The 24,565-nt window shown below is 65.1% G+C and carries 30 protein-coding genes; 17 read left to right on the top strand and 13 right to left on the bottom strand.

All coding sequences use genetic code 11. The features are described from left to right. The first annotated feature begins 373 nt into the window (after positions 1–373). From QQK95_RS19045 to QQK95_RS19015, 7 genes are all read left to right on the top strand, one after another. Positions 374–1,471, top strand: coding sequence for a zinc-binding metallopeptidase family protein (locus tag QQK95_RS19045; protein ID WP_284275502.1), 1,098 nt, complete (start codon positions 374–376; stop codon positions 1,469–1,471). A 62-nt stretch (positions 1,472–1,533) separates the two neighbouring features. Continuing rightward, a complete protein-coding gene (locus tag QQK95_RS19040) occupies positions 1,534–2,139 on the top strand; it encodes a DUF1236 domain-containing protein (RefSeq protein ID WP_284275499.1) in 606 nt (201 codons plus the stop codon). A gap of 351 nt (positions 2,140–2,490) precedes the next feature. Continuing rightward, positions 2,491–4,089 (top strand): signal recognition particle protein, encoded by a 1,599-nt coding sequence (gene ffh / locus QQK95_RS19035; protein WP_284275497.1) that lies wholly within the window; start codon positions 2,491–2,493, stop codon positions 4,087–4,089. An 8-nt stretch (positions 4,090–4,097) separates the two neighbouring features. Then, entirely contained in the window at positions 4,098–4,424 is a 327-nt protein-coding gene (locus QQK95_RS19030) for a chorismate mutase (protein ID WP_019862096.1), read from the top strand. Between the two features lie 52 nt (positions 4,425–4,476). Continuing rightward, positions 4,477–4,878 carry a 30S ribosomal protein S16 gene (gene rpsP / locus QQK95_RS19025; RefSeq protein ID WP_010912392.1) on the top strand — a complete coding sequence of 134 codons (402 nt, stop codon included), beginning with the start codon at positions 4,477–4,479 and terminating at the stop codon, positions 4,876–4,878. Positions 4,879–5,022: 144 nt separating this feature from the next. Next, positions 5,023–5,421 (top strand): hypothetical protein, encoded by a 399-nt coding sequence (locus QQK95_RS19020; protein WP_284275487.1) that lies wholly within the window; start codon positions 5,023–5,025, stop codon positions 5,419–5,421. A gap of 75 nt (positions 5,422–5,496) precedes the next feature. Then, complete coding sequence (locus QQK95_RS19015; RefSeq protein ID WP_284275485.1) at positions 5,497–6,342, top strand: acyl-CoA thioester hydrolase/BAAT C-terminal domain-containing protein; 846 nt, start codon at positions 5,497–5,499, stop codon at positions 6,340–6,342. A 64-nt stretch (positions 6,343–6,406) separates the two neighbouring features. Here QQK95_RS19015 and QQK95_RS19010 read toward each other — a convergent pair whose 3' ends face one another. The 4 genes from QQK95_RS19010 to QQK95_RS18995 all read right to left on the bottom strand — a co-directional run bounded on the left by QQK95_RS19010 (position 6,407) and on the right by QQK95_RS18995 (position 8,803). Further along, the gene (locus QQK95_RS19010) at positions 6,407–6,670 is read right to left on the bottom strand and encodes a YMGG-like glycine zipper-containing protein (protein ID WP_143972793.1); all 264 of its coding nucleotides are present in this window, start codon (positions 6,668–6,670) and stop codon (positions 6,407–6,409) included. 139 nt (positions 6,671–6,809) lie between these two features. After that, positions 6,810–7,337 (bottom strand): SRPBCC family protein, encoded by a 528-nt coding sequence (locus QQK95_RS19005; RefSeq protein ID WP_284275479.1) that lies wholly within the window; start codon positions 7,335–7,337, stop codon positions 6,810–6,812. A 17-nt stretch (positions 7,338–7,354) separates the two neighbouring features. Next, a complete protein-coding gene (locus QQK95_RS19000) occupies positions 7,355–7,765 on the bottom strand; it encodes a DoxX family protein (RefSeq protein ID WP_284275477.1) in 411 nt (136 codons plus the stop codon). A 132-nt stretch (positions 7,766–7,897) separates the two neighbouring features. After that, the gene (locus tag QQK95_RS18995; RefSeq protein ID WP_284275475.1) at positions 7,898–8,803 is read right to left on the bottom strand and encodes a bestrophin family protein; all 906 of its coding nucleotides are present in this window, start codon (positions 8,801–8,803) and stop codon (positions 7,898–7,900) included. A 176-nt stretch (positions 8,804–8,979) separates the two neighbouring features. On the opposite strand from QQK95_RS18995, the gene QQK95_RS18990 reads away from it, so the two are divergent. Further along, on the top strand, positions 8,980–9,393 hold the full coding sequence (locus QQK95_RS18990) for an ACT domain-containing protein (protein WP_284275473.1): 414 nt from the start codon (positions 8,980–8,982) through the stop codon (positions 9,391–9,393). Positions 9,394–9,397: 4 nt separating this feature from the next. On the opposite strand, the gene QQK95_RS18985 is transcribed toward QQK95_RS18990, so the two are convergent. After that, complete coding sequence (locus tag QQK95_RS18985) at positions 9,398–9,856, bottom strand: GNAT family N-acetyltransferase (protein ID WP_284275472.1); 459 nt, start codon at positions 9,854–9,856, stop codon at positions 9,398–9,400. A 198-nt stretch (positions 9,857–10,054) separates the two neighbouring features. Next, complete coding sequence (locus tag QQK95_RS18980) at positions 10,055–11,089, bottom strand: aspartate-semialdehyde dehydrogenase (protein WP_032932296.1); 1,035 nt, start codon at positions 11,087–11,089, stop codon at positions 10,055–10,057. A 439-nt stretch (positions 11,090–11,528) separates the two neighbouring features. On the opposite strand from QQK95_RS18980, the gene QQK95_RS18975 reads away from it, so the two are divergent. Next, on the top strand, positions 11,529–13,412 hold the full coding sequence (locus QQK95_RS18975; RefSeq protein ID WP_284275470.1) for a DEAD/DEAH box helicase: 1,884 nt from the start codon (positions 11,529–11,531) through the stop codon (positions 13,410–13,412). 3 nt (positions 13,413–13,415) lie between these two features. On the opposite strand, the gene QQK95_RS18970 is transcribed toward QQK95_RS18975, so the two are convergent. Then, complete coding sequence (locus tag QQK95_RS18970) at positions 13,416–14,840, bottom strand: glycosyltransferase (RefSeq protein WP_284275468.1); 1,425 nt, start codon at positions 14,838–14,840, stop codon at positions 13,416–13,418. A gap of 155 nt (positions 14,841–14,995) precedes the next feature. Between QQK95_RS18970 and QQK95_RS18965 the strand changes: the two genes are divergently transcribed. The 3 genes from QQK95_RS18965 to QQK95_RS18955 all read left to right on the top strand — a co-directional run bounded on the left by QQK95_RS18965 (position 14,996) and on the right by QQK95_RS18955 (position 16,738). Further along, entirely contained in the window at positions 14,996–15,706 is a 711-nt protein-coding gene (locus tag QQK95_RS18965) for a DUF805 domain-containing protein (protein WP_284275467.1), read from the top strand. Positions 15,707–15,861: 155 nt separating this feature from the next. Further along, positions 15,862–16,290, top strand: a complete 429-nt coding sequence (locus QQK95_RS18960; protein ID WP_284275465.1) for an SRPBCC family protein — start codon at positions 15,862–15,864, stop codon at positions 16,288–16,290. A gap of 49 nt (positions 16,291–16,339) precedes the next feature. Then, positions 16,340–16,738, top strand: coding sequence for a MarR family winged helix-turn-helix transcriptional regulator (locus QQK95_RS18955; protein WP_284275464.1), 399 nt, complete (start codon positions 16,340–16,342; stop codon positions 16,736–16,738). Between the two features lie 10 nt (positions 16,739–16,748). Here the strand turns inward: QQK95_RS18955 and leuB are convergent, their stop codons facing one another. The 5 genes from leuB to leuD form a co-directional block, all read right to left on the bottom strand. After that, complete coding sequence (gene leuB, locus QQK95_RS18950) at positions 16,749–17,852, bottom strand: 3-isopropylmalate dehydrogenase (RefSeq protein ID WP_284275463.1); 1,104 nt, start codon at positions 17,850–17,852, stop codon at positions 16,749–16,751. Between the two features lie 85 nt (positions 17,853–17,937). Next, a complete protein-coding gene (locus tag QQK95_RS18945; RefSeq protein ID WP_284275462.1) occupies positions 17,938–18,288 on the bottom strand; it encodes a VOC family protein in 351 nt (116 codons plus the stop codon). Positions 18,289–18,298: 10 nt separating this feature from the next. Then, the gene (locus QQK95_RS18940; protein ID WP_284275461.1) at positions 18,299–18,691 is read right to left on the bottom strand and encodes a RidA family protein; all 393 of its coding nucleotides are present in this window, start codon (positions 18,689–18,691) and stop codon (positions 18,299–18,301) included. 184 nt (positions 18,692–18,875) lie between these two features. Further along, complete coding sequence (locus QQK95_RS18935; protein WP_284275460.1) at positions 18,876–19,829, bottom strand: hypothetical protein; 954 nt, start codon at positions 19,827–19,829, stop codon at positions 18,876–18,878. Between the two features lie 71 nt (positions 19,830–19,900). After that, positions 19,901–20,506 (bottom strand): 3-isopropylmalate dehydratase small subunit, encoded by a 606-nt coding sequence (gene leuD, locus QQK95_RS18930; RefSeq protein WP_096451815.1) that lies wholly within the window; start codon positions 20,504–20,506, stop codon positions 19,901–19,903. A gap of 152 nt (positions 20,507–20,658) precedes the next feature. On the opposite strand from leuD, the gene QQK95_RS18925 reads away from it, so the two are divergent. The 5 genes from QQK95_RS18925 to QQK95_RS18905 all read left to right on the top strand — a co-directional run bounded on the left by QQK95_RS18925 (position 20,659) and on the right by QQK95_RS18905 (position 23,270). Continuing rightward, on the top strand, positions 20,659–21,084 hold the full coding sequence (locus tag QQK95_RS18925; protein WP_284275457.1) for a GNAT family N-acetyltransferase: 426 nt from the start codon (positions 20,659–20,661) through the stop codon (positions 21,082–21,084). Positions 21,085–21,174: 90 nt separating this feature from the next. Further along, positions 21,175–21,486, top strand: coding sequence for an ArsR/SmtB family transcription factor (locus tag QQK95_RS18920; protein ID WP_064987727.1), 312 nt, complete (start codon positions 21,175–21,177; stop codon positions 21,484–21,486). Next, a complete protein-coding gene (locus QQK95_RS18915; protein ID WP_284275455.1) occupies positions 21,486–21,932 on the top strand; it encodes an SRPBCC family protein in 447 nt (148 codons plus the stop codon). The genes QQK95_RS18920 and QQK95_RS18915 overlap by 1 nt, the downstream gene beginning before the upstream one ends. 44 nt (positions 21,933–21,976) lie before the next feature. Next, positions 21,977–22,468 (top strand): SRPBCC family protein, encoded by a 492-nt coding sequence (locus QQK95_RS18910; protein ID WP_284275454.1) that lies wholly within the window; start codon positions 21,977–21,979, stop codon positions 22,466–22,468. Between the two features lie 55 nt (positions 22,469–22,523). Beyond that, positions 22,524–23,270: a DUF72 domain-containing protein gene (locus tag QQK95_RS18905; RefSeq protein ID WP_284275452.1), complete on the top strand. Its 747-nt coding sequence runs from the start codon at positions 22,524–22,526 to the stop codon at positions 23,268–23,270. Between the two features lie 94 nt (positions 23,271–23,364). On the opposite strand, the gene QQK95_RS18900 is transcribed toward QQK95_RS18905, so the two are convergent. Continuing rightward, positions 23,365–24,531 carry an NAD(P)/FAD-dependent oxidoreductase gene (locus QQK95_RS18900; RefSeq protein WP_284275449.1) on the bottom strand — a complete coding sequence of 389 codons (1,167 nt, stop codon included), beginning with the start codon at positions 24,529–24,531 and terminating at the stop codon, positions 23,365–23,367. Between the last annotated feature and the right edge of the window lie 34 nt (positions 24,532–24,565).

Raw genomic sequence — 24,565 nt, 5'->3', positions numbered from 1 at the left:
CTGATTCACGTCCCATCTGCGAATTTGCCAGCGAAACGAGCATTTGTCACCGTCCGCGGCACAACGCTGGCGAATGCCGGGGAATTTGCCTACGATCAAGTGATTATTGTGGCGGGGTCGAAATAGCCATGGAAGACGTTGATGTCGCATCGGCGGCCGCGCCTGGGCCAACGCCCGGCATTTCGGCGTGCCTTTCGACAGCGGCGGCGTGATCATCGGCGGCGCGCGGCGGGGCTTGCCACGCCAGCACCCCCCTGGGCGATGGGCCGCTTGCGGCGAAATAGCATCGAAACACGTGGAACGCCGGTCGGTGATTGGCGTTGGGCACCTGCCGCCCGACACCACAAGCTGGCTCTGAGGTTTTGAGACCGACATGAAACTGTTCGACTGCCCGCATTGCGGCCACCGCCTCTACTTCGAGAACGCGCAATGCCTGAATTGCTCCAGCCTCGTGCTCTACGATCCCGAACACGCCCGCTTCGCCCTGTCGGGCGACGACGGCATCTTCCAGTGCACCAATGCCGATGAATGCGCCTGCAACTGGATGGCCGAACCGGGACAGGGGTTTTGCCGCGCCTGCGCGCTGAACCAGCTGATCCCCGATCTCTCCGTCGACGGCAACCGCCGCCGCTGGATCCGGGTCGAGGCGGCCAAGAAGCGCGCCATCTATTCGCTGCTCGCCTTCGGCCTGCCGGTGGCGCCCAAGCAGGCGCCCGCGGACGAGGTGGGCCTCGCCTTCGACTTCCTCGCCGATCCGATCGGCGGCGGGCCGGGCGGCGAACGCATCCTGACCGGCCATGACAATGGCCTGATCACGCTCAACGTCGCCGAGGCCGATTCAGCCGAGCGCGAGAAGCGCCGCGTCGAGATGGGTGAGAATTACCGGACGTTGCTCGGCCATTTCCGCCACGAACTCGGCCACTATTACTGGGACCGCCTGATCCGCGACGATGCCCAGAGGCTCGACGCTTTCCGCGCTCTCTTCGGCGACGATCGCGCCGACTACGAACAGGCGCTGAAGACCTACTACGCCACCGGCGCGCCACCCGACTGGCAGCAAAACCACATCTCGGCCTATGCCACCTCGCATCCGTGGGAGGATTGGGCCGAGACCTGGGCCCACCATCTGCACATCACCGACACGCTGGAGATGGTCCATGCGCTGAACTTCCCGCTCGGCCGGCTGGAGACGGTGGAGGCCAATGATTTGCCGCGAGGCGACACCGGCGGCGAACCGCAGGCGGCCCCTTCGGAACCTGCCAACGCGCCCGAGCCCTTCGAAAAGGTCCTGGCCCGATGGCTGGTGCTGTCGGAAGCCTCCAATTCGATCAACCGCTGCATGGGCCTGCCCGACCTCTATCCCTTCGTCATTTCGGACGTGACGGCGCGAAAACTGGCCTTCGTTCACGAGCTTTTGACCGGCCTGCCGAAAGACGCGGGAACAAATCGTGAGTTGGCGCGGGCGTTTTAGCCGGAACGCATGTGCCGCTGCCCCGTTTTCACCGCCGAGGGTCCACGAAAACGGAGAGAAACATGAAACCCCTATTGTTTCCCGCAATTGCCGGGATGATGACCGTGATGTCGGGTGCCGCCTTCGCCGACACCGCCGTCTCGGCCGTCACCGATCTCAACGTCCGCGCCGGCCCCGGCCCGCAATACCCTGTCATCGGCGTGCTCGCCGCCGGCCAGTCGGCGACGCTCAATGGCTGCATCGAGAACAGCAAATGGTGCACCATCGCCGAAGCCGGCGGCCAGGGCTGGGTCTATTCCGACTATGTGACCGCCGATTTCAGCGGCAGCCGGGTGGTGCTGACGCAGCGCCCGCACGGCTCCAGCGTGGCGATCGTCTCGCCGCCGGAAGACATCGGCAATTATTCAACCGACTATACCGGTGCCATCGTCGCCGGCCAGCCGGCCGAGGATGTCTTTCCGCCGCCTCCGGCCAAAGTCCGCACCTATGTCGATACGCATCGCCTCGACCCCGTCTATCTCGACGGCGAGGTGGTGACCGGCGCGACCCTGCCCGACACGGTCGAGCTGCGCGAAATTCCCGACTACAACTATCGCTATGTCTATGTGAATGGTCAGCCAGCACTGATCGACCCGCAGACGCGGCGCATCATGTACGTGGTGCGTTGATGGAAACGAGCGGCCGCTTCGGCGGCCGCTGGCGACAAATTGGACGGTCAGCAGACGCCACGAGCGCGGCCTGATAGGGGCGCCCCCGGCCCTTTGTCTTGACTCCGCGGCCGATTTCCTGTCTACACGCCTCGAATTCCGCGACGAGTATCCCTCCGAGCAAGCCGACCAGGACGCCGAAGCCTCTTTGAGGCCAAGTGCTGTAAACAGATCCTGGAGGCCAACACCCGGCAGCGCAATGCGCCCCCGGGTGCTTTTTGGCTTTGCTCTTGCACGGGCTTTTGCTTGGACACTTGGCGCGAACGCATTACTTCTCGGATCGAACCCCGAACCGAGATCGAAGGACGATAGATGTTTGAATCGCTGCAGGAGCGTCTTGGCTCCATCCTGAACGGCCTCACCGGCCGCGGCGCGCTTTCCGAGGCTGACGTCTCGGCGGCGCTGCGCGAGGTGCGCCGTGCGCTGCTCGAGGCCGACGTGGCGCTCGAAGTGGTGCGCTCCTTCACCGACAAGGTGCGCGAGAAGGCCGTCGGCGCCGCGGTGCTGAAGTCGATCAAGCCCGGCCAGATGGTCGTCAAGATCGTCCATGACGAGCTGGTCGACATGTTGGGCGCCGAGGGCGTCGCCATCGACCTCAATGCGCCGGCCCCCGTCGTCATCATGATGGTCGGCCTTCAGGGTTCCGGCAAGACGACCACTTCGGCCAAGATCGCCAAGCGGCTGACCGAGCGCCAGAACAAGAAGGTTCTGATGGCCTCGCTCGACACGCGGCGGCCCGCCGCGCAGGAGCAGCTGCGCCAGCTCGGCGAGCAGACCAAGGTCGCGACGCTGCCGATCATTGCAGGCCAGAACCCGGTCGATATCGCCAAGCGCGCCGTGCAGGCGGCCAAGCTTGGCGGCCACGACGTCGTCATCCTCGACACCGCGGGCCGTACCCATATCGACGAGCCGCTGATGGTCGAGATGGCCGACATCAAGAAGGTGTCGAGCCCGCACGAGATCCTGCTGGTCGCCGATTCGCTGACCGGCCAGGACGCCGTCAACCTGGCCAAGAGCTTCGACGAGCGCGTCGGCATCACCGGCCTTGTGCTGACCCGCATGGACGGCGACGGCCGTGGCGGTGCCGCCCTTTCCATGCGCGCCGTCACCGGCAAGCCGATCAAGCTGATCGGCACCGGCGAAAAGATGGACGGGCTGGAGGAATTCCACCCCAAGCGCATCGCCGACCGCATCCTCGGCATGGGCGACATCGTCAGCCTGGTCGAGAAGGCCGCCGAGAACATCGACGCCGAGCAGGCGGCGGCGATGGCCAAGAAGATGCAGTCGGGCAAGTTCGACCTGAACGATCTCGCCCAGCAGCTTCAGCAGATGTCGAAAATGGGCGGCATGGGCGGCATCATGGGCATGATGCCCGGCATGGGCAAGATGAAGGACCAGATGGCCGCCGCCGGCCTCGACGACAAGATGTTCGGCCGCCAGCTCGCCATCATCTCCTCGATGACCAAGGCCGAGCGCGCCAATCCCGATATTCTCAAACATTCGCGCAAGAAGCGCATCGCCGCCGGCTCCGGCACCGATGCCGCCGAGATCAACAAGCTCTTGAAGATGCATCGCGGCATGGCCGACATGATGAAGGCGATGGGCGGCAAGGGCAAAGGCGGCGGCCTGATGCGCGGCATGATGGGTGGCCTTGCCTCCAAGATGGGCCTCGGCGGCATGATGCCCGGCGGCATGGGCGGCATGGGCGGTATGCCCGATCTCTCCAAGATGGATCCCAAGCAGCTCGAAGCCTTGCAGAAGCAGGCGCAGGCCGCCGGCCTCGGCGGCATGAAGGGCCTGCCCGGCGGGCTCCCCGGCGGCGGCCTGCCTGGCCTGCCCGGCGGCATGAAACTTCCGGGGCTTCCCGGCCTCGGCGGAGGCGGACTGCCGGGCCTTGGCAAGAAGAAGTGAGAATACGCATGAACGAAGAAAAGGACATGGCCGACGCCCGCACCATCCTGGCTGGCTACCGCGCTTCGATCGACAACATCGATGCCGCCCTCATCCACATGCTGGCCGAGCGCTTCCGCTGCACCAAGGCGGTCGGCGTGCTGAAGGCCGAGCATGGCTTGCCGCCGGCCGACCCGGCGCGCGAGCAGCAGCAGATCGCCCGTCTGCGTCAGCTGGCCAAGGACGCGCATCTCGACCCCGATTTCGCGGAAAAATTCCTCAACTTCGTCGTCCGCGAAGTGATCCGTCACCACGAACAGATCGCCGCTGCCAACGGCGTGACGAAAACCGGCTGAATAACCCAGCCACAACCCAATCAACGAAATCAGAGCTTTTAGGAGAAAAGAAATGGCACTGAAGATCAGACTGGCCCGTGCGGGCTCGAAGAAGCGTCCTTACTACCACGTCGTCGTCGCCGACGCCCGTTCGCCGCGTGACGGCCGGTTCATCGAGTCGCTCGGCTCGTGGAACCCGCTGCTGCCGAAGGATGGCGAGCGCGTCAAGGTCGACGCCGACCGCGTCAAGCACTGGCTGTCGCACGGCGCCCAGCCGACCGACCGCGTGCTGCGCTTCCTCGACGAGGCCGGCCTTGCCAAGCGTGACGCCCGTTCCAACCCGAAGAAGGCCGAGCCGGGCAAGAAGGCGCAGGAACGCGCTGCCCTTTTGAAGAAGGCGCAGGAAGACGCTGCCGCCGCCGTTGCGGCCGCTGCCGCCGCGCCGGCCGAGGCGGAAGCCGCCACCGCCGAATAAATATCGCTTCATCGCATCGACAGAACGGCGGGCCAGTGCCCGCCGTTTTGCTGTTCAGCCCTATCTCGCCCCTGCATCGCCTGCATCCCACTTGACGAAGGACCTCGACGTTGATTTCCTTCCGGCTTCAGAGGGGTGTGAGTCTTGAAATCAGTTCTGGTTCTGGCCATCGCGGCCCTGGCGGCGCTAACCCTGGCCATGCCAGCCCAAGCGGCCGGTTTTGACAACATCGTGGTCTCAGCGACGAAGGGAGGCGAGCCCCAGAGCGAGTTTCCCGCGGACACACCGGTCATCTATCTATCGGCTGACCTGGTGGACATCCCGGCCACGTCGACGATCACATTCTCCTGGATTTCGATCGATTCTCATGGCGTTGCGCCAGCCAACTATACGATCGACAAGGTTGACCTCCATGTCGGAGAGAACACCGAGGCTGATTCGCAACTCAGCAAGCCCACGGCGGGGTGGCCGGCTGGCACCTATCGCGTTGATCTGTCTATCGACGGAACGGTTGCGGACTCGGCGCCCTTCAGCGTTCGATGATTTGGCTGGCCATAGCGCGGTTCTGTGCGGATAGGTCCCGGCCCACCACGCCTCGCTGAAGCGCGGAAGGGTCGGATGGACGAACCGGCAATCATCGAGGAAATCCTGTCCGGCGGTGTTGCCGGAACGCTGCTGCGACGCGCTGACGCCATGACGGGCGTGGTGGTGCTGGGCGGATCCAGCGGCCGGGTCGACGTCGCCCGCGCACGCCTGTTTGCCAGGGAAGGAGCGTCCGCGCTGGCGCTCCGATGGTTCGGCGGCGAAGGCCAGGTTCCCGGCATCTGCGAAATCCCACTCGAGACATTTTTCGCGGCGACCGACCATCTTGCCGGACTGGGCTGCCGGCGCATCGTCTATGTCGGCACGTCCAAAGGCGCCGAGGCGGCCTTGCTCGCGGCCGTTCACGACCCGCGCATCGACGCCGTGGCCGCGATCAGCCCGACATCGGTGGTCTGGGGCAATATCGGGCCGGGCCGCGACGGCATCAGCTGGCCCGAGCGGTCGTCATGGACGCTGAAGGGGGTCCCGCTCCCGTTCGTTCCGACCGAGCCGAACTGGCGCGCGAGCCATGTCGATGGTCTTGTGTCCTACAGGGGGCTTTTCGAGCACTGCCTGGCAAGCTTCGAACAGGAGGCGGACAGGGCCGCCATTCCGGTCGAGGCCATCTCGGCGAAACTTGTGCTCGTCGCGGGCGGCGACGACGCGCTGTGGCCATCCCTCGATTGTGCCCGGTCGATCGTTCGGCGTCGAGAAGATGCCGGAAAGACCACGCGCCTCGTTTCGAGCCCCGACGCCGGCCACCGCATTCTCTTGCCGGGTGAAACCACGCCACGGTCCGCATTGCACGCCCATGGCGGCAATGATCATGCCGATGCGCGCCTCGGCCGCGACGCCTGGGAATTGATCCGGGGCCTGTTGTAGGCGTTTTCAGACGAAACGGCGGGCATGTGCCCGCCGCTTTGCTGTTTTCCGTGCTGGTCGCCGCTCAATAGCCGCTTGGGCAGCGGTCGACATAGACACGGCCATGACGGTCGCGGTAGCGGCACTGGCCACTTTCGCTGGCGTGCCCGATCAGGGCGCCCGCCACCGCGCCAACCGCGCCTCCGACGACGGCGCCTTGGACCGGATCTCCGGCCACGGCCGCACCGATCGCGGCACCACCAAGGCCGCCTACGGCAGCGCCTTTTTCCGTCTGCGAGCACGCGCCCAACGCCATCGTCAGCACCAGAATGGTCATGATTTTCTTCATTTTTGTTCCTCTCACAGGGGGATCGCCATCGCTCCGCCAAGGGCTTAACTCGCGGACGGCTAATTTGATCCCGCACAGGATGAAGATCTTGGCGCCGCTCGCTCAGGCGACTTCTGGAGAGCGGCCGTGCCCAGTCGAGTCATGCCTCGGTGTTGCGCTTCAGATTGGCGAGGCCGGTCTCGAAATCCCGGCCGATCAGCGTGTCGAAATTCATGAACAGGCCCAACAGCTTGGCGATGAAGGGCCGGCTGCCGCGCATCGCCCAGGAGACGGCGGTGGTGTCGCCCGATGGCGTCAAGGTGAAGTCGACGCTGTTGTTGGCGCGGAACGGCTTCTCGAAATCGAGCTTGAGCGCGACCTGCGAGGACGGCACCGAACTGACGATCTCCATGCGCCCCTTGCCCGCCTTGCCATTGCCTTCCCAGGCATAGGCGGCGCCCTTGCCGCTCTGCGCGCCGGAGAGCGTGCGCTTCATGTCGGGATCGAGCTTCTCGTAGGGCGACCATGCCGGCCAGCGGCTGAAATCGTTGATCAACGGGAAGATCGCCTCGGGCGCCGCCTTGATGGTGGCCGTGCGGGTGACGACGAAATCATTGGGCCGCGTCGCGGCATAGACAAGCACCGCGGCAATGATGATGAGCAGGACAATGAGGATGGTGCTGAACATTTTTCTCTCCCTGAGAACTAGCGGTTGAACGGGATCAATGCGCGCACCCTGGGGTCGCGCAGATAAAGGCCACCCCACAGGATGATGCCGAGATAGACGCCGAACAGCGTGTGCGAAAACAGCGGATTGCCGATCCGCGCATTGGTGGCGATGGCCCCGCCCATATAGGCGGTGAGCAGGATGGCGCCGAGCACCGAAGTGCGCGGCAGCGCGTAGAGCGCGGTCGCGATCAGGCCGATGACGCCGAGCAGGCGCGCGACATTGGCGTCGGCCGGCCAGCCGAGCGGCACCATCGTCTGGGTCACCACGTCGAGCGGCGGCAGCTTGATGGCGCCGTCGAAGATCATGAACAGGACGATGAGGCCGCTGAGCACACGGCCGGTCCACAAGGCGCCGGACGAGACGGGCGCGGTTTCGGAAATGCTCATCGGTGTTCCTCCTGATGGTTCGAGCCCTTTTCTCCGGGGTCGAACCAAGGACGCGGCATGAGGCCGCAATCCTACAGGGGGCTGGGCTTTTTTCGATCCGTCCTCTGGCCGGCAGGCAAGCCGGGCCGGATTCTAGGAGAAATAGAACTTCTCGGCCGGCAGCATTTTTGGCGGCGCCTCGCCCAGCGCCTCGAACACCGAGATCTCGCAGACGCGGCACAGGCCGTCGAGCGCGAGGTCGTTGGCTTCGGTGCCGAACGGGTCCTCGAGCTCTTCCGAAAGCGCGTCGAGGCCGAAGAAGGTGTAGGCGATCAGCGCCGTGAACAGGGGCGTCGCCCAGCCGGTGGTCGAGATCAGCCCGATGGGCAAAAGCAGGCAGACGATATAGGCCGTGCGGTGCACCAGCAGCGTATAGGCGAAAGGCAAGGGCGTGCCGGCGATCCGCTCGCAGCCGGCCTGGATGGCGGTGATCGAGGCCAGCCTTTCATCGAGGATGCGGAAGCCGATCGGATCGACGTCGCCCGCCTGGCGCTGCGCATTGGCGCGCCGCCCCATGCGCCGGACCATCTCGTCGGCCGGATTGGCGAAAGCCGCGACCGCCTCCGCTTCGGTTTCGATGAAGGCACGGGCGTCCTTGATGCTGTCGATCTTGCGCAACTGGCCGCGCAGGAAATGGCAGAAGGCCAGCGCCTCCATCAGCAAGGCGCGCTGCTCGGCCTTGTCGGGAATGAGGGTGGTCGTCGCGCGCGACAGGTTGCGGATTTCGAAGACCAGCGCGCCCCACAGCTTGCGCGCTTCCCACCAGCGGTCATAGGCGGCGTTGTTGCGGAAGGACAGATAGATCGACAGGGTCACGCCGACCAGGCCAAACGGCGTGATGTTGAAGACGCCGAGATCGAGTTTGAACCACCGCGCCAGGGCCAGGATGACCGCCGAATAGACGGCGAAGCCGAAAATCTGCGGCAGGATGCGCGGCACCACGGAGCCGCGCATGATGAAGAACAGCTGCAGGAAGTTGGGGCGCGGGCGAACGATCATGGACAGGCCTTTCACGGACCGGCATCGGCCCTCACCTCCCCCTATTGTGCGACGGGAGGGATCCGCAAGCCCGGCCGCCAGCGACATCGCCATGTCGTGCGCGGTGCGCGGACTATCGGCATGTGCCGGTTGCGGATAATAGGAGCCTGTTGCCCGTCCCAGTTCAGGCGAGAGAAATGACCGGCGAAACCGATCTGAAGACATTGTTGGCGTCGATGACGCCGGAATTGCTCGACGGCATCCATGTCTTCGCCACGCTGGCGCCCGGGGTTTCCCGACCCGAGGGCCTCGACCCGGTCATGCTGTTTCGCGAGCGCGAGGGCACGACGCTGATCGTGACAGAGGACGCCGCAAAGGCGGCCGGACTGGCCGCCTCGTTCCGTTGCCGGATGATCACGTTGAACATCCATTCCTCGCTGGAAGCGGTCGGCTTCCTCGCCGCCATCACCACGCGGCTCGCCGCCGCCGGCATGGGCGTCAATCCGGTCTCGGCATTCTATCATGATCATCTGTTCGTGCCGGCGGAGCGGGCGGAGGAGGCGCTGGTCTTGTTGCGAGGACTGGCGGCCGAGAGCGGTCGGGTTGAGTAAGCTGTCAGCGCCTGCGGACGTATAGAATATCCGGCAGGCCTTCCTCGTTGGTGGTGCCGTCGCCGAACGACTCGGCACGAAAGCCGTGGCGCTCATAGAAACGCCGGGCGCCGGTGTTGGCCTGGAAGCAATGGAGTTTCGTGACCGACAAAGCAGCGGTGGCGTCCGTCAGCAACCGGCTGCCGATGCCTAGCCCGGTCCATGCCGGGTGAAGGTAGAGCTGTTCCACCCAATCGCCGCTGACGGCAATGAAGCCGACAATCTCGCTGCCGGCTTCGGCGACCGTCACCTGCTGCCGTGGCAGCACCATGTCGCGGATGAAGGCGAGATCCTCGGCCGGCGTGTGGATGACCGGCATCCAGTCGAAGGCGTCGAGCGCCGCCCGCATGAGCCGGGCGATGGCGGCGGCGTCTGAGCCGGTGGCAGGGCGCAGTACGGTACCTACGGGCTGAGTGCTAGTCATGAAGGGAACGCCAACGTCTCACTCCGCTGGAACACCCCTCAACCGTCTCGGCGCTTCGCGCCGATCCACCTTCTCCCACAGGGGGAGAAGGAAGAAGCGCCCCGGCCGAAGGCCGAGCCCGCGACCGCGGGCCGCCGGTCGTCCGGCGCGCCCGCGCAGGGCCAGCCGCGGCAGCGGCGGTGCGGCCCGCGAGCGAGATTAAGCCGCCTTCTTCTTCGGCTGGATCAGGCCGCGCTCGACCAGAAGCTCGGCGATCTGCACCGCGTTGAGCGCCGCGCCCTTGCGCAGGTTGTCGGAGACGACCCACATCGACAGGCCGTTGTCGACGGTCGAATCCTCGCGGATGCGCGAGATGAAGGTGGCGTCCTCGCCGGCCGATTCCAGCGGCGTGATGTAGCCGCCGTCCTCGCGCTTGTCCAAGACCTGGCAGCCCGGCGCATCGCGCAGGATGTCGCGCGCCTCGTCGGCGGTGATCGGCTTCTCGAACTCGATGTTGACCGCTTCCGAATGGCCGATGAACACCGGCACGCGCACGCAGGTCGCCGTCAGCTTGATCTTGGGGTCGAGCATCTTCTTGGTCTCGGCGACCATCTTCCACTCTTCCTTGGTGAAGCCGTCGTCGAGGAAGACGTCGATATGCGGAATGACGTTGAAGGCGATGCGCTTGGTGAACTTCTTGACGTCGACCTGGTCGGCGACGAACACCGCACGGGTCTGCGTGAACAGCTCGTCCATGCCTTCCTTGCCGGCGCCGGACACCGACTGGTAGGTGGCGACGACGACGCGCTTGATGGTGGCGAAATCGTGCAGCGGCTTCAGCGCCACGACCAGCTGCGCGGTCGAGCAGTTCGGATTGGCGATTATGTTCTTGCGCGTGAACAGCGAGATCGCGTCCGGATTCACTTCCGGCACGATCAGCGGCACGTCCTGGTCATAGCGGAAGGCCGACGAATTATCGATGACGACGCAGCCCTGCTTGCCGATCTTCGGCGACCATTCCTTGGAGACATTGCCGCCGGCCGACATGACGCAGATGTCGGTGTCGGAAAAGTCATAGCTGTCCAGCGCCTTGACCTTCAGCGTGCGGTCGCCGAACGACACTTCCGTGCCCTGGCTGCGCCGCGAGGCGAGCGCCACGACCTCGCTTACCGGAAAGCCGCGCTCTTCCAGTATGTTGAGCATTTCCCGGCCCACATTGCCCGTGGCGCCGACGACTGCAACCTTGAAACTCATAAAGATCTCCTGTCCCTCTCCGCTTGGTTTTTGGAGAAAACCCGCCGGCCAATGCGGGTTCCGTCCCCCGGGCCGAACCCGGGAGAGGGTGGTTAGGCCAAGGGAATCACACCGTTTTGGTGGTGGTTTTGGCCATGGTTTTGCTGGAACGAGGGGACGCGCCGACACGCCCCGCCCAATGGTTCGCATTGAGGCTGGGGGCATCGAATGCAAGAAGAGCCATCAAAAGGCCGCGCATCGAAAAACGATCCCGTTCGAAGCGGGCTTTTACGCGGTTTGCGGCAGGAGTCAATGCGCGGCGCGTCGCATGGCCTTCATGGCGCGCCCTGTACAAGAGCGGCCGCAGGAAGTACGAACGGCCAAGATTGTTGGGCTGGCGCGTCGCCGGCCCCGATGTGCTCCATGATGAGCGCAGAACCCTGAATTCCGAAAGAGCGAGATGTCCAACTTTGAAGGTATCGTCCCGGCGCTGGCACAGGCGCTGGAAAAACGCGGCTATTCCGAACTGACACCGGTGCAGAAGGCGGTGCTGGAACTTGGGTCCGCCGATGCGCTGGTGTCGGCGCAGACCGGCTCCGGCAAGACCGTGGCCTTCGGCCTTGCCATGGCGCCGACGCTCCTCGACGGCGCCGAGCGCTTTGGCCATGCGACGGCGCCACTGGCGCTGGCGGTGGCGCCGACGCGCGAACTGGCGCTGCAGGTGACGCGCGAACTGGAATGGCTTTACGAGCCGACCGGCGCCACCGTGGCGTCCTGCGTCGGCGGCATGGACATGCGCACCGAGCGGCGCGCGCTGGAGCGCGGCGCCCATATCGTCGTCGGCACGCCCGGACGCCTGCGCGACCACATCACACGGCAATCGCTCGACATGTCGGCGCTGAAGGCGGTGGTGCTCGACGAGGCCGACGAGATGCTCGATCTCGGTTTTCGCGAAGACCTCGAATTCATCCTCGACGCCGCGCCGGCCGAGCGCCGCACGCTGATGTTCTCGGCCACGGTGCCGCGTTCGATCGCCACGCTCGCCCAGGGCTACCAGCGCGATGCCGTCCGCATCTCCGCCGCCGGCGAGGAAAAGCAGCATCTCGACATCGAATACCGGGCGCTCAACGTCGCCCAGGCCGACCGCGAGAACGCCATCATCAACGTGCTGCGTTTCTATGAGGCGAAGAACGCACTGGTGTTCTGCAACACGCGTGCCGCCGTCAACCACTTGACCGCGCGCTTCAACAACCGCAATTTTTCGGTCGTGGCGCTTTCGGGCGAGCTCAGCCAGAACGAGCGCAGCCATGCACTGCAGGCGATGCGCGACGGCCGCGCGAAAGTCTGTATCGCCACCGACGTCGCGGCGCGCGGGATCGACCTGCCCAATCTCGAACTGGTCATCCATGCCGACCTGCCGACCAATCCCGAGACGCTGCTGCACCGCAGCGGCCGCACCGGCCGCGCCGGGCGCAAGGGCGTCAGCGCGCTGATCGTGCCGGGCAGCGCGCGCAGGCGCACCGAGCGGCTGTTGCAGAACGCCGGCCTCAAGGCGACCTGGGCGAGCCCGCCCTCCGCCGACGACGTGATCCGCCGCGACGACGAGCGCATCCTGGCCGATCCGGCCTTCGACGAGCCGGTGAAGGATGACGAGCGCGGCTTCATCGACGCACTTCTTGCCAGGCACGGCCCCGAACAGGTGGCGGCCGCCTTCGTGCGCCAGTGCCGCGCCAGCCGCTCGGCGCCCGAGGATCTCATGGACGTCGCGCCGTTCACGCCTTCGCGTGAAGGATTGGCGCGTGAAAGACCGGCGGGCGAAAAGTTCGCGCAGCGCGACGAGGCGCCGAGCCGCCGCGACGATTTCGGCGCCAGCGTCTGGTTCTCGCTGTCGGTCGGACGGAGGCAGAATGCCGAGCCGCGCTGGCTGATCCCGATGCTGTGCCGCACCGGCAGCATCTCGAAGCGAGAGATCGGCGCCATCAAGATGCAGCCGGAAGAAACCTTCGTGCAGATCGCCGAGGACTGGGCCGACCGTTTTCTCGCCGCCATCGGGCCCGACCGCAAACTGCAGGGCAATATCGTGGTGAAGCGGCTCGACGGTACGCCGGACCTGTCGCGGGCCGGCTATCAGCCGCCGAGCCCGGACAAGAAGCCGCATCGCGGCAAGGCGCCATTCGACCCGAGCGCGCCGAAGCGGAAGTTCGAAAAGCGTGCACCGGCCTCGGTCGACCAGCGCCCCGCGGCCGCGCATGAGGCAAAGCCGTGGGCGAAGAAGCCGGGCAAGCCGAAATTCGACAATGCCGGCCCGCCGAAGCACAAGAAGCCGAAGAAGCGGCCTTCCTAACCCTTATGAACGCCGGGAGGCGCTGTCCCGCAGCCCGGCCTTGATGGCCGCCCAGCTTGCGGCCGCCGGCGTCGGCCGATGGTTTTGGGCGATGCGCTCCGCCAATGAGGAGCGCCAGGCGTGATCCTCGGCCATCCTGCGGATGGCGGCGTACCAGCCGGCCTGGTCTTCGGAATCGATCGCCGGCATCAGCCCGCCGCTCGCCTCGATCAATGACGGCGCCGTCGACACGATGACCGGAACGCCGAAATCGAGGCATTCCGAGGCGCCGTAGCCCCAGCCCTCTATATGCGAGGGAAAGACGCCGAACGTGGCGCTGCGATAATAGCCGATGAGCTGCTCGTCGCTGACCAGCCCGGTGAAGGTGACCGACTGGAGCAGTTCGGGATGCGCCTTGAGATAGGCGCGCAGGGGCTCGATCATCCAGCCCCAGCGCCCGGCGCAGACGAGCCTCGGCAGCTTGACGCCCTCTTCGCGCGCCTGCTGCCAGATCCGCGCCAGCAAGATGTGGTTCTTGCGCACTTCGATGGTCGAACAGTAGAACACGAACGGCTCGCCGGCCTCGATGCGCGAGGTCGCGCCCATGCCCGATGCCGTCTCGTGCAGGATCGAGGGCATCGGAAAGCGGTACACCACCGGCGCGCCGATGCCGGCCTTGCGCATATATTCGGTCAGCGTCGCGCCGACCTCGTCTGAGGCGCAGAAAGCCGGCGCACCGGCGCGCACGAGCTGCTCGAGATCGGAGCCGAAACGGCGCTCGCCTGTGTTCGAGCCGATCAGGTCAGGGCGCAATGCCGGGATGATATCGTGGCACAGGAAGGCAAGCTTGCCGGCGTCGCCCGAAACGGCGGACCGGTCCTCCTGGGTCAGGATGTGATGGCTGATCAGCACAAGGCCGGGATCCGTCTCGACCGGCCGGGCCGGGGCATCTTCCCGCAAGCCAAGGCGGACCCGCGCCCGCTGGTAGAGGCGATAGGCGCGGATCAACAGCCGCGTCGCCTGCCAGGCGATCCCCATGCCGCCATTGGTCACCGTCCTGGCCAGATGGCGGTCCGCGTCACGCTTGTCCCAGGGCTGTTGCCGCACCGCCTCGAAAGCCCGCGACAGCGCCATGCGCCTCCCCGGCCACCGCTTGACACGATGCGGTGAGATCTCGCCCGCCGCGACATGGTCCTGTTCGAAAGGCGCAAGCGGCCGGAACCGGCCTTCCCCGGGCCTGAACGCCACCACTTCCACGTCGGGGTCGGGATCGGCCAACGCCGCGTTGACGAGAAAGCTCTCCACCCGCGGAATGCCCGCCAGGCCCTTGCCGGGCGGCCAGAACATCAGGCCGGTGGCATCGATGGCCAGTGCAGGGGCAAGCCCCGGCGGCCTTGCGACCTGCCCATCCCCGGTCCCGGCGCTGGCATCGGAATGCTCGACTGTCATGGTCTGCTTTGGCGAAGACGACTGCACGTGAAGCCTTATGCTTGATTTGCCGCTGATATGGTAGCCATGCCGCACGGTCTTGCCCGCGGGATCGGCCCTGTGCCACACCTTGGCGGGGACGCGGCGATCGACGTGGCGGTAAAGGGGGGTGGGCGATGCGTGGCGAAGTGCTTCACTATGACGAGGATCAGGGTTTCGGCTTCATCACCGGGGCCGATGGCAGCCGCTACACATTTACCCGCGAGAACCTTCGCCGGCAAACCGCGATGCCCAAGGGCACGGCGGTCGAGTTCCAGCCGGGCGGCGGCCAGGCGCGCGACGTTTTCGCGATAGCCGCCCAGCCGGCTAGCCCGGCCGCCGACGCCGGCACGAGCGCCGCACCGGCTCAAGCCAGCTCCGCGTCCGCGGCCATCGCATCGCCGGCACAGCATTTCGGCCGGACGGCCGAGCCGGCCGAGCCCACCGACCTCTGGAGCTATTTCTGGCGCGGGGTGACCCAAAACTACTTCAATTTCGCCGGCCGCGCCCGGCGCAAGGAGTATTGGGGCTATTGCCTGTTCTGGACGATCGCGTTGCTGGTGATCGTCGGCATCGGCGTTTTCGCCGATTTCGAGATGGGCAATTTCGATAGCGCCGAGATGCCGGCGATGACGGTGGGGCTTTTCGGCCTTTTCCTGCTGGCCACCTTCCTGCCCAGCCTCGGCATGATCGTGCGCCGCCTGCACGACCTCGGCCTGACGGGCTGGCTCTGCCTGCTCATCCTCATCCCGACCTTCGGCAGCCTGATCATCCTGGTCTTTGCGCTCATTCCGACACAGGGGCGCGAAAACCAGTGGGGGCCGGTGCCGGCCGGAGTCAGGATCTAGCAACGTCGGCGGCATGCCGTTCGAAACTGCATAAAAACAAGGAGTTGGCACCATGCAGACGGATCAGCAAGATTCCTCTTGCAATTTAGTCTGTGCACAGATAGTCTGTGCACAGATCGAATGGTCGATCGGGCAGGACGAATGGAGCCGAGACAATGTGGAGCAATGAATACACCGCCATTTCCTCCCTTCCCGCGGCAGCCATCTGGAACGCGCTGCAGGCGTTGCACGAGGGCCGCCTGACCTATGAAGGGTCCGACACGTTCGTGCTGCACGGCCCGTTCGCCAAGGGCACCCGCGTTTCGGTGACGCCGGTCGGGCAGGACACGTTCGAATCGACCATCGTCGATCTCGTCGATAATTTCACCTATGCCGACGAGACCACGTTCGGTGACACGAAATTGCTGTTCCGGCACACGCTGGTCCCGGTCGAGGGCGGCACGCAGGTGACGCACCGGCTGGAAATTTCCGGCCCTTCGGCAGCCGAGGTCGGACCCGAGCTCGGCCCGCAGATCAGCGGCGATTTCGACGTGTCGATGGCTAAATTGTTCGAGCAGGCAAAGGCGTTGGCGAACCGTGGCTGATGGACAGGACTTGAAGACGCGCTTCAGCGGACCTTCGGAGAGCCCCGGCTTGTTGTTGTGGCGAACCACCATGCGCTGGCAGCGCGTCATGACGGCGGCATTGGCGCCGCTCGACCTGACACATGTCCAGTTCGTGCTGCTGGCCTCGGCCATGTGGCTCGGCCGCGATGGCGAGCCGCCCAACCAGGTGCAGCTCGCCGCCCAGGCCGGCACCGAGGTGAAGATGACCTCGGATGTCGTCGCCCGGCTGGAGGCGAAAGGGTTGATCGTGCGGGAGGCCGACCCCAGGGATTCCCGCGCCAAGGTGATCCGCGTCACCCCGGCCGGGGCCGCCGCGGCACAGCGCGCCATCGTTGCCGTGGAGACCGCCGACGCGGCCTTTTTCGAACCGGTGGACGAAGCACAGCTCGTCGGCCTGCTGCAGCGGCTGGCCGGCGAGATACGCTGAGTGTCCCGGGTTAACCCAGGAACCTGGCGATGATTGCGTCGCCCATCTCGACCGTTCCGACCTCGGTCATGCCCGGCGAGAAAATGTCCTTCGTGCGCAGGCCCTGATCGAGCACGGCGGCGATGGCGCCTTCCAGCCTGTCGGCTTCATCGACCATGCCGAAGGAATAGCGCAGGCACATGGCGAAGGACGCGATCATGGCGATCGGGTTGGCGATGCCCTTGCCGGCAATATCGGGCGCCGAGCCATGCACCGGCTCGTAGAGCGCCTTGCGCTTCTTGGTCTTGACGTCGGGCGCGCCGAGCGAGGCCGACGGCAGCATGCCGATCGAACCAGTCAGCATGGCGGCGATGTCGGACAGCATGTCGCCGAACAGATTGTCGGTGACGATGACGTCGAACTGTTTCGGCCAGCGCACCAACTGCATGCCGCCGGCGTCCGCCAGCATGTGGTCGAGCTTGACGTCGGAGTAGCGCGCCTTGTGCGTCTGGGTGACGACTTCGTTCCACAGCACGCCCGATTTCATGACGTTGCGCTTTTCCATCGAGGTCACATGATTGCGACGCGTCCGCGCGAGCTCGAAGGCGACGCCCGAAATGCGCTCGATCTCGAACGTGTCATAGACCTGCGTGTCGATGCCGCGCTTCTGGCCGTTGCCGAGATCGATGATCTGCTTGGGCTCGCCGAAATAGACGCCGCCTGTCAGCTCGCGCACGATGAGTATGTCGAGGCCTTCGACCACCTCCTGCTTGAGCGAGGAGGATGCGGCGAGTGCCGGATAGCAGATGGCGGGGCGCAGATTGGCGAACAGCTCCATGTCCTTGCGCAGCCGCAGCAGGCCGGCCTCGGGGCGCACCTCGTAAGGCACGGCATCCCATTTCGGCCCGCCGACCGCACCGAACAGCACCGCGTCCGCCGCCATCGCCTTGGCCATGTCGGCGTCGGAAATCGCCGCGCCATGGGCGTCGTAGGCGCAGCCGCCGACCAGGCCCTCATCCGTGGCGAAGCCGCTGCCGAGCTTTTCGTTCATGGCCGATATCAGCTTCTTGACCTCGGCCATGGCCTCGGGGCCGATGCCGTCGCCGGGGAGCAGGAAAAGATGCTTCGTTGCCATGGAGAAACCGTCCCAGAAAGATTTGAACCGCGGCCTTGCTAAACGCCAAGCGCTTGCGGCGCAAGCCTGCGGTTCGGAACCACGATCACCGATGTGAGAGAATGTTGACCAGCCGGCCCAGGGGATCGCGTACATAGAAGCGCCGCACGCCCCACGGTTCGTCGGCCGGGCCGTATTCGATGGCGAAGCCGGCGGCCTTCATGCCTTGAAGTGCTGCCTCGACATCGTCGACCTCGATCGACAGGTCCGGCACCGGCGTGCCGGAGCCGCCTTGCGCCATGAAGGAGACCTGCACCTGCATCTGCTCCTCGGAGCCGTAGGTGGCGATCCAGCCCTGATCCATCAGCACGTCGAGGCCAAGCGCGTCATGGTAGAAGCGTTTCGCCGCCGCCGCATCCTGCGTCTCGATATTGGCCACGATGCGCCGGACCTTCATGGGCTTGGCCTCAGCGTTCCGAAGCCGAGCGCCGCAGCGCCGTGACTTCGATCTCGATCTTCATTTCCGGCTTGTTGAGCTGGCAGACGATCATCGTCGCCGCCGGCCTGATGTCGCCGAACGTCTCGCCGAGGATCGGGAAGACCACGTCGGCGAAGGCCTGGTCGGTGATGTAGTAATGCGCCCGCACCACATCTGATATCTCGAAGCCGCCGTCGGCAAGCGCCTTGCCGATCGTCGCCAGGCAGTTGCGCGTCTGCGCCTCGACCGTCTCCGGCATCGTCATCGTCGCGTAATCATAGCCGGTCGTCCCTGACACGAAACACCAGTCGCCCTGCACCACCGCGCGCGAATAGCCGGCGGTCTTCTCGAAGGGCGAACCTGTGGAGATCAGTTTGCGCATTGGGGCCTCGTTGGGTTTGTGGACCCGCATCTAGCAGGCGACGCGGCGCGGGTCGTGGGCCAAGCAGGGCGGACCATTGCCACGACGCGGCCGCGGAGATTGACCGGAGGCTCCCTCCGGTCGTCTATCCCCAGGGTCTGCGCCGCGTCGCTACGCGGCGCCCATGGGGCTGCGGGGGGCCGCCCTAATTTCCCGATGACAGCGCCTTGTCCAGCGCTTCCTTGACGTCGGCCGGCCATGTCGCCGTCGGTGGCCAGGCCGCTGGCTCGCCATTGTCGCCGCGGCGGGCGAAGTAGAGCTTGTGCTTGGCCGGGTCGACCGCCATGAAGCCGTCATTGCCGCCGCAATCATGCGGCACGCAGCCGCTGGCGTAGAAGGCGCCCGATGCGGTCTTTTCCGTACCGCCGCCGACCAGCAGGCTGGTCGCCATGTCGGGCATGTCCTTGCCGAGCAGCCTTTCGGCTTCCTTGTAGACCGCCTCATTGTGGAAGGCGTCGATGATGTTGTCGTATGTCGACGGGTCGATGTCTTTCCAGTCGGTCCCTGGTTCCGGCATGTAGGTCAGCTTGCCGGAGGTGGTCAGCCCTGATGTAGGCGACCACTGCAGGGCCGGCTTCTCGTCGCCCGGCAGCAGATAGGGCACGAAATAGATGGCGCTGTCGGAGACAGCCGCCGGCGGCGCGCCGCATTCGTCCTGCTCGACCGTCGTGGTCTTGATCTCGCCGTCCTTCGGCTTCCAGACGATGACCTTGGCCGGGCCGCATTGATTGCCGCCGTCGCCGACATCGACCAGCGCCACGTTGACGTCGCCGATCTTCACGATCCTGTCGAAGAAGACATCGTAGTTGCTGGCCAGCTGCTTGCCGTCATAGGCGAGCACCTTCTCGCCGTCCTGCTCCGGCTGCGTGATGGTCAGCTGGCCGCCCTCGAACGCTATCGGCGCCTGCTTGTCGTCGTCGGTGGGCGCCGCATCGCTGGTGCTCGACGATCCCTGGTCGGTGGCCGGCTGGTCGGCCGGCTTCTGGGCTGCCGCTGGCGTCTGCTGCGCGGCTGGCGTCTGTGTCTGCGCAAAAGCACCCACGCCGGGCACAAGCAACAAGGCCAGGCCGCAAACGCCGGCAAGAAGCGAACGTGCCATGACTGTCCCTCCCTTCAGTCGCCACCGAACCCGGCCGGAAAGCGGCCGGGCCTATCGTCGGATGGTGCCCCTCAGGCCCAGGGGCGCTGTTCGGCGTTGCGCTTCTCGAACGAGGCGATGGCGCCGGCCTTCTCCATGGTCAGGCCGATATCGTCGAGCCCGTTGAGCATGCAGTGCCGCTTGAAGTCGTCGAGATCGAACTTGACCACGCCGCCATCGGGGCCGCGGATTTCCTTGGCTTCGAGGTCGATCGACAAAGTGGCGTTGGAGCCACGCGAGGCGTCGTCCATCAGCTTCTCGAGATCCTCGGGGCTGACGGTGATCGGCAGCACGCCGTTCTTGAAGCAGTTGTTGTAGAAGATGTCGGCGAACGAGGTCGAGATGACGCAGCGTATGCCGAAATCGAGCAGTGCCCACGGCGCGTGCTCGCGCGACGAGCCACAGCCGAAATTGTCGCCGGCGACGAGGATCTGCGCCTTGCGGTAGGCCGGCTTGTTGAGCACGAAATCCGGATTTTCCGAACCGTCGTCATTGTAGCGCATCTCGGCGAACAGGCCGGTGCCGAGCCCGGTGCGCTTGATCGTCTTGAGATAATCCTTCGGGATGATCATGTCGGTGTCGACATTGACGATCGGCATCGGAGCGGCGACGCCTGTGAGCTTGGTGAATTTTTCCATGGCTTTGGCCCGTGTTTTCGTTGCGGGGGATTTGCTGAAGCCCCGTTTACACAAAGCCGAGGGCAAATAAAAGGCAACTGTTCGTGCGCGCTGGCACAAGGGGTGCCACAAACGGCTTCGAATTCGCGAGGCGATGGTGCAGTCTTGCCGGCATGGCTCAAAACTCCCATGTCCTCTACGCAAGCGAGCCCGCTCTCGACATTGGCGAATTCCGCCGCGTGCTGGTGGAATCCGGCCTCGGCGAGACACGGCCCGTCGATGATCCCGCCAGGCTGCGGGCGATGCTGACCTGCGCCGATCTTCTGCTGACCGCGCGCCTCGACATCGAGGGCAAACCGCTGATCGGCGTCATCAGGGCCATGACCGACTTCTCCTGGGTCTGTTACATCTCCGAGCTCGCCGTCTCCCGATCGGCGCAGGGGCTCGGCATCGGCAAGGGCCTGATGGACGAGGCGCGACGGCAGCTCGGGCCGTCGGTCGCCATCAGCCTGATTTCCATGCCCGACGCCGTCGGCTTCTACGAACGCATCGGCATGAAACGCATGGCCGACGCCTTCTGGTTCTCCCGCAAGAGCTGACTTTTTCTACCGTGGCCGCGCCCGTCGCCGAGGACGTGCGATCTTGCCGCTTGACATGCAACCAAATGGTTGCATATTAAGGCCATGAGCATGGATGCAGTCTTTCGCGCCCTGGCCGACCCGACACGCCGGCAATTGCTGGACAACCTCCATGCCCGGAACGGGCAGACGCTGAACGCGCTGTGCGCGGAGATGGACATGACACGCCAGGCGGTGACCAAGCATTTGGCGATCCTGGAGGAAGCCAACCTCGTCACCACGCTCCGCAAGGGGCGCGAGAAGCAGCACTACCTCAACCCGGTTCCGATCAACGAGATCGCCGAGCGCTGGATCGGCAAGTTCGAGCGCCATCGGCTGGATGCATTGAGTGATCTGAAGAAACGCCTCGAAAGGGAGGACTGATGAGCAACAGCTTCGTTTACGTGACCTACATCCGCACCACGCCGGAAAAACTCTGGGAGGCGCTGACCGACCCGGAGTTCAACCGGCAGTTCTTCCTCTGCTCCTATCAGGAGAGCGAGTGGAAGGTCGGCTCCAGCTGGAAACTGATCTTCCCCGACGGCCGCGTCGCCGACTCGGGCGAGATCCTCGAGATCGACCCGCCGCGACGCCTGGTCATCAAATGGCGCAATGAATGGATGCCGGAGATCAAGGAGGACGGCTACACGCGCTGCACCTTCGCCATCGAACAGGATGGCGAGCTGATGAAGCTTGCCGTCACCCACGAGGCGGACGGCCCGCACCGGCTGATCCCGAATGTCAGCAAGGGCTGGCCGCTGGTTCTGGCGAGCCTCAAGAGCCTGCTCGAGACCGGCAAGGGTTTCGAGCGCCCGCCAACAAAAGGGTGAAAGGCTCGTTTCGATACCGAAACAAAACGAATGCGGAGGCACCGATGATGCACCTCCTCGGGGTACAGAGCATGACCAATGGCGAGACGATCATGGCGTCGGCCGAGATCGAAGCGCCTGTGGAGCGCATCTTCAGTGCGCTGGTTAAGAGAGAAATCGAGCAATGGTGGGGGTCCGCCGACACCTACCGCATGGCCGACTGGTCGGCCGACCTTCGCATCGGCGGTCGCTGGACGGTCGTCGTCCGCATGGCCGACGGCAGGGACCTGCCGGCCGGCGGCGAATTCCTCGAGATCGAATCGCCGCGCCGGATCGTGCAGACGCGGGCCTATGGCTGGGACCATCCGACGCTTGGCCGGCGGCAAACCACGGTCGCGTGGCTGCTTGCGCCGACCGCCAGGGGCACGCGCCTCACCATCTGCCATGGCGGCTTTGCCGGCCTGGGCGATGCGGCGACCGAACATGCCGAGGGTTGGGGACGGGTGTTGGCCTGGCTGCAGGCTTATCTCGAAGCCGAGAGACTGGCGGCGGCCTGAGCGACGGTCGCACCTCCCGCCTTGACCTAACCCTTGTCTGGTCCACATCCCATGCATGGAGAAGCAGGGATGTTTCATAGGCACGGCCGGCTGGGGCATTCCAACCCGATACAAGCAAGACTTCCCGCACCCCGGCTCGCACCTCGAGCGCTACTCCAGGCGCTTTCCGATCGTCGAGATCGACACGTCCTTCTACAAGCCGCATCGTCGCGAGACCTATGAACGCTGGGCACGTTCCGTGCCGGAGCACTTCCGCTTCGCCGCCAAGGCCCCCAGGGCAATGACCCATGAAAATCGCCTCGTGGGCTGCGAGGCTTTTGCCGATGCATTTCTCCAACAGGTCGCAGGCCTGGGCAAAAAGCTGAGCGTGCTTCTGGTGCAGCTGCCGCCGAGCCTGCCGTTCGAACCCGATGTCGCGGACGGGTTCTTCGATATGCTGAGCATGCGAACAAACGTCAGACTGGCATGCGAGCCGCGCCATCCGAGCTGGTTTGAAGTGGAGGCGGAAGCGCTTCTGGCAAGCCGCAGGATCGCGCGTGTTGCCGCCGACCCCGCTCCGGTGCCTGCCGCGGCGGTGCCGGGCGGTTGGGCCGGCCTCGCCTATTTCCGCTGGCACGGCATGCCGCGCGTCTATTATTCGGACTACGACGCCGAAGCGCTCGGCCGGATCGCCCGGCAAGTGCAAGCAGCGGTTGCTTCCGGTTCGGAGGCCTGGGGGATTTTCGACAACACGGCGTCAGGCCATGCGCTTGGCAATGCTCTCAGCGTTGATGCGGTGATACCCGGAACTTCGTCATTCTAGGGCGGAGCAAGGAGCGAAGCGACGCGGCGCAGACCCTGGAATGACGAGAAATTGGGACGCCTTGGCAAATACCGAGGGTCGTAGCCCGCCTTGCTCAAATCACGTTCAATTCCCGGAAAGCCCTTCCTTCCGCCACACGCTCATAGCCAAACGCCGAGCAGTCGATCGTCCGGTACCGGCCATGCACCAGGAACTCGGCCAGCGCCTTGCCGACTGCCGGCGCCTGCTGCAGGCCGTGGCCGGAAAAACCGTTGGCGAAGATGAAATTGCCGACCTCCGGATGCGGCCCGATCACCGCGTTCTGGTCGAGCGTGTTGTAGTCATAGTGCCCGGCCCAGGCGCGCGTCGCCTTGATTGCCTCGAAGGCGGGAATACGGGTCGCCAGCACAGGCCAGATCACCTCTTCGAACAGCGGCCAGTCGACCTCGAAATCGGTGGGGTCGGCCGGGCCGTCGCCCTCTTCCGGCTCGGCGCCGCCGGTGAGGTAGACCGAGCCTTCCGGGCGCACATAGATGCCGGAGGGATCGACCAGCAGCGGCATGTCGGCATATTTCTCGCGCGCTTCGAAGACGAAGACGTTGCGCTTGCGCGGCTCGACCGGCAGCGCCAGCCCGGCAAGGGCCGCGACCTTGCCGGCATTCGGCCCGGCGGCGTTGACGACGATGCCGGCCTCCAAGATCTCGCCATTGTCGAGGGAGACGCCGGTGACGCGGTTGCCGTCGCGCGCAATGCCGGTGACAGAGGCGGCGATGAAATCGATCTTCTTGTCGCGCAGCGCCTTGCGGAACAGCGTCAGCATCGCATGCGCGTCGAACCAGCCTTCACCGGTCCGGCCGTAGGCGCCGGCCGAAATGCCCTCGGTCGACAGCCAGGCAAAGCGCCGCGTCAGCTGCTCGGCATCCTCGAGCACGATGTCGGCGCCTTCGGCGACCTGCGCATCATGGTTTGCCTTGAGCACCGGCAGGCCGTTCTCACCGGCCAGGATGAGATAGCCGCCCTCGCGGAACCCGATATCGGCATCGGTGCCAAATTCTTCCTTCAGCCGCCGGAACAGTTTCAGCGTGAATTGCGACAGACGGATGTTTTCCGGGATGGAGAATTGCTGGCGGATCGAGGCCATGGACAGCGTCGTCGCCGCATGGGCGAATTGCGGATCGCGCTCGATCAGCGCGATGGAGCCCGAAAACCCTTCCTCGCGCAGATAGTAGGCAATGGAGGACCCGACGATGGCCCCGCCGATGATGACGATGTCGTAGCGCATTTTTCCGGCTCCGGCTTCCAGAACATGATCCCGA

It is taken from the genome of Mesorhizobium huakuii, assembly GCF_030160235.1.
In the GTDB taxonomy this organism is placed as follows: Bacteria; Pseudomonadota; Alphaproteobacteria; order Rhizobiales; family Rhizobiaceae; genus Mesorhizobium; species Mesorhizobium huakuii.
This window is presented reverse-complemented; position numbering and strand designations above follow the sequence as displayed.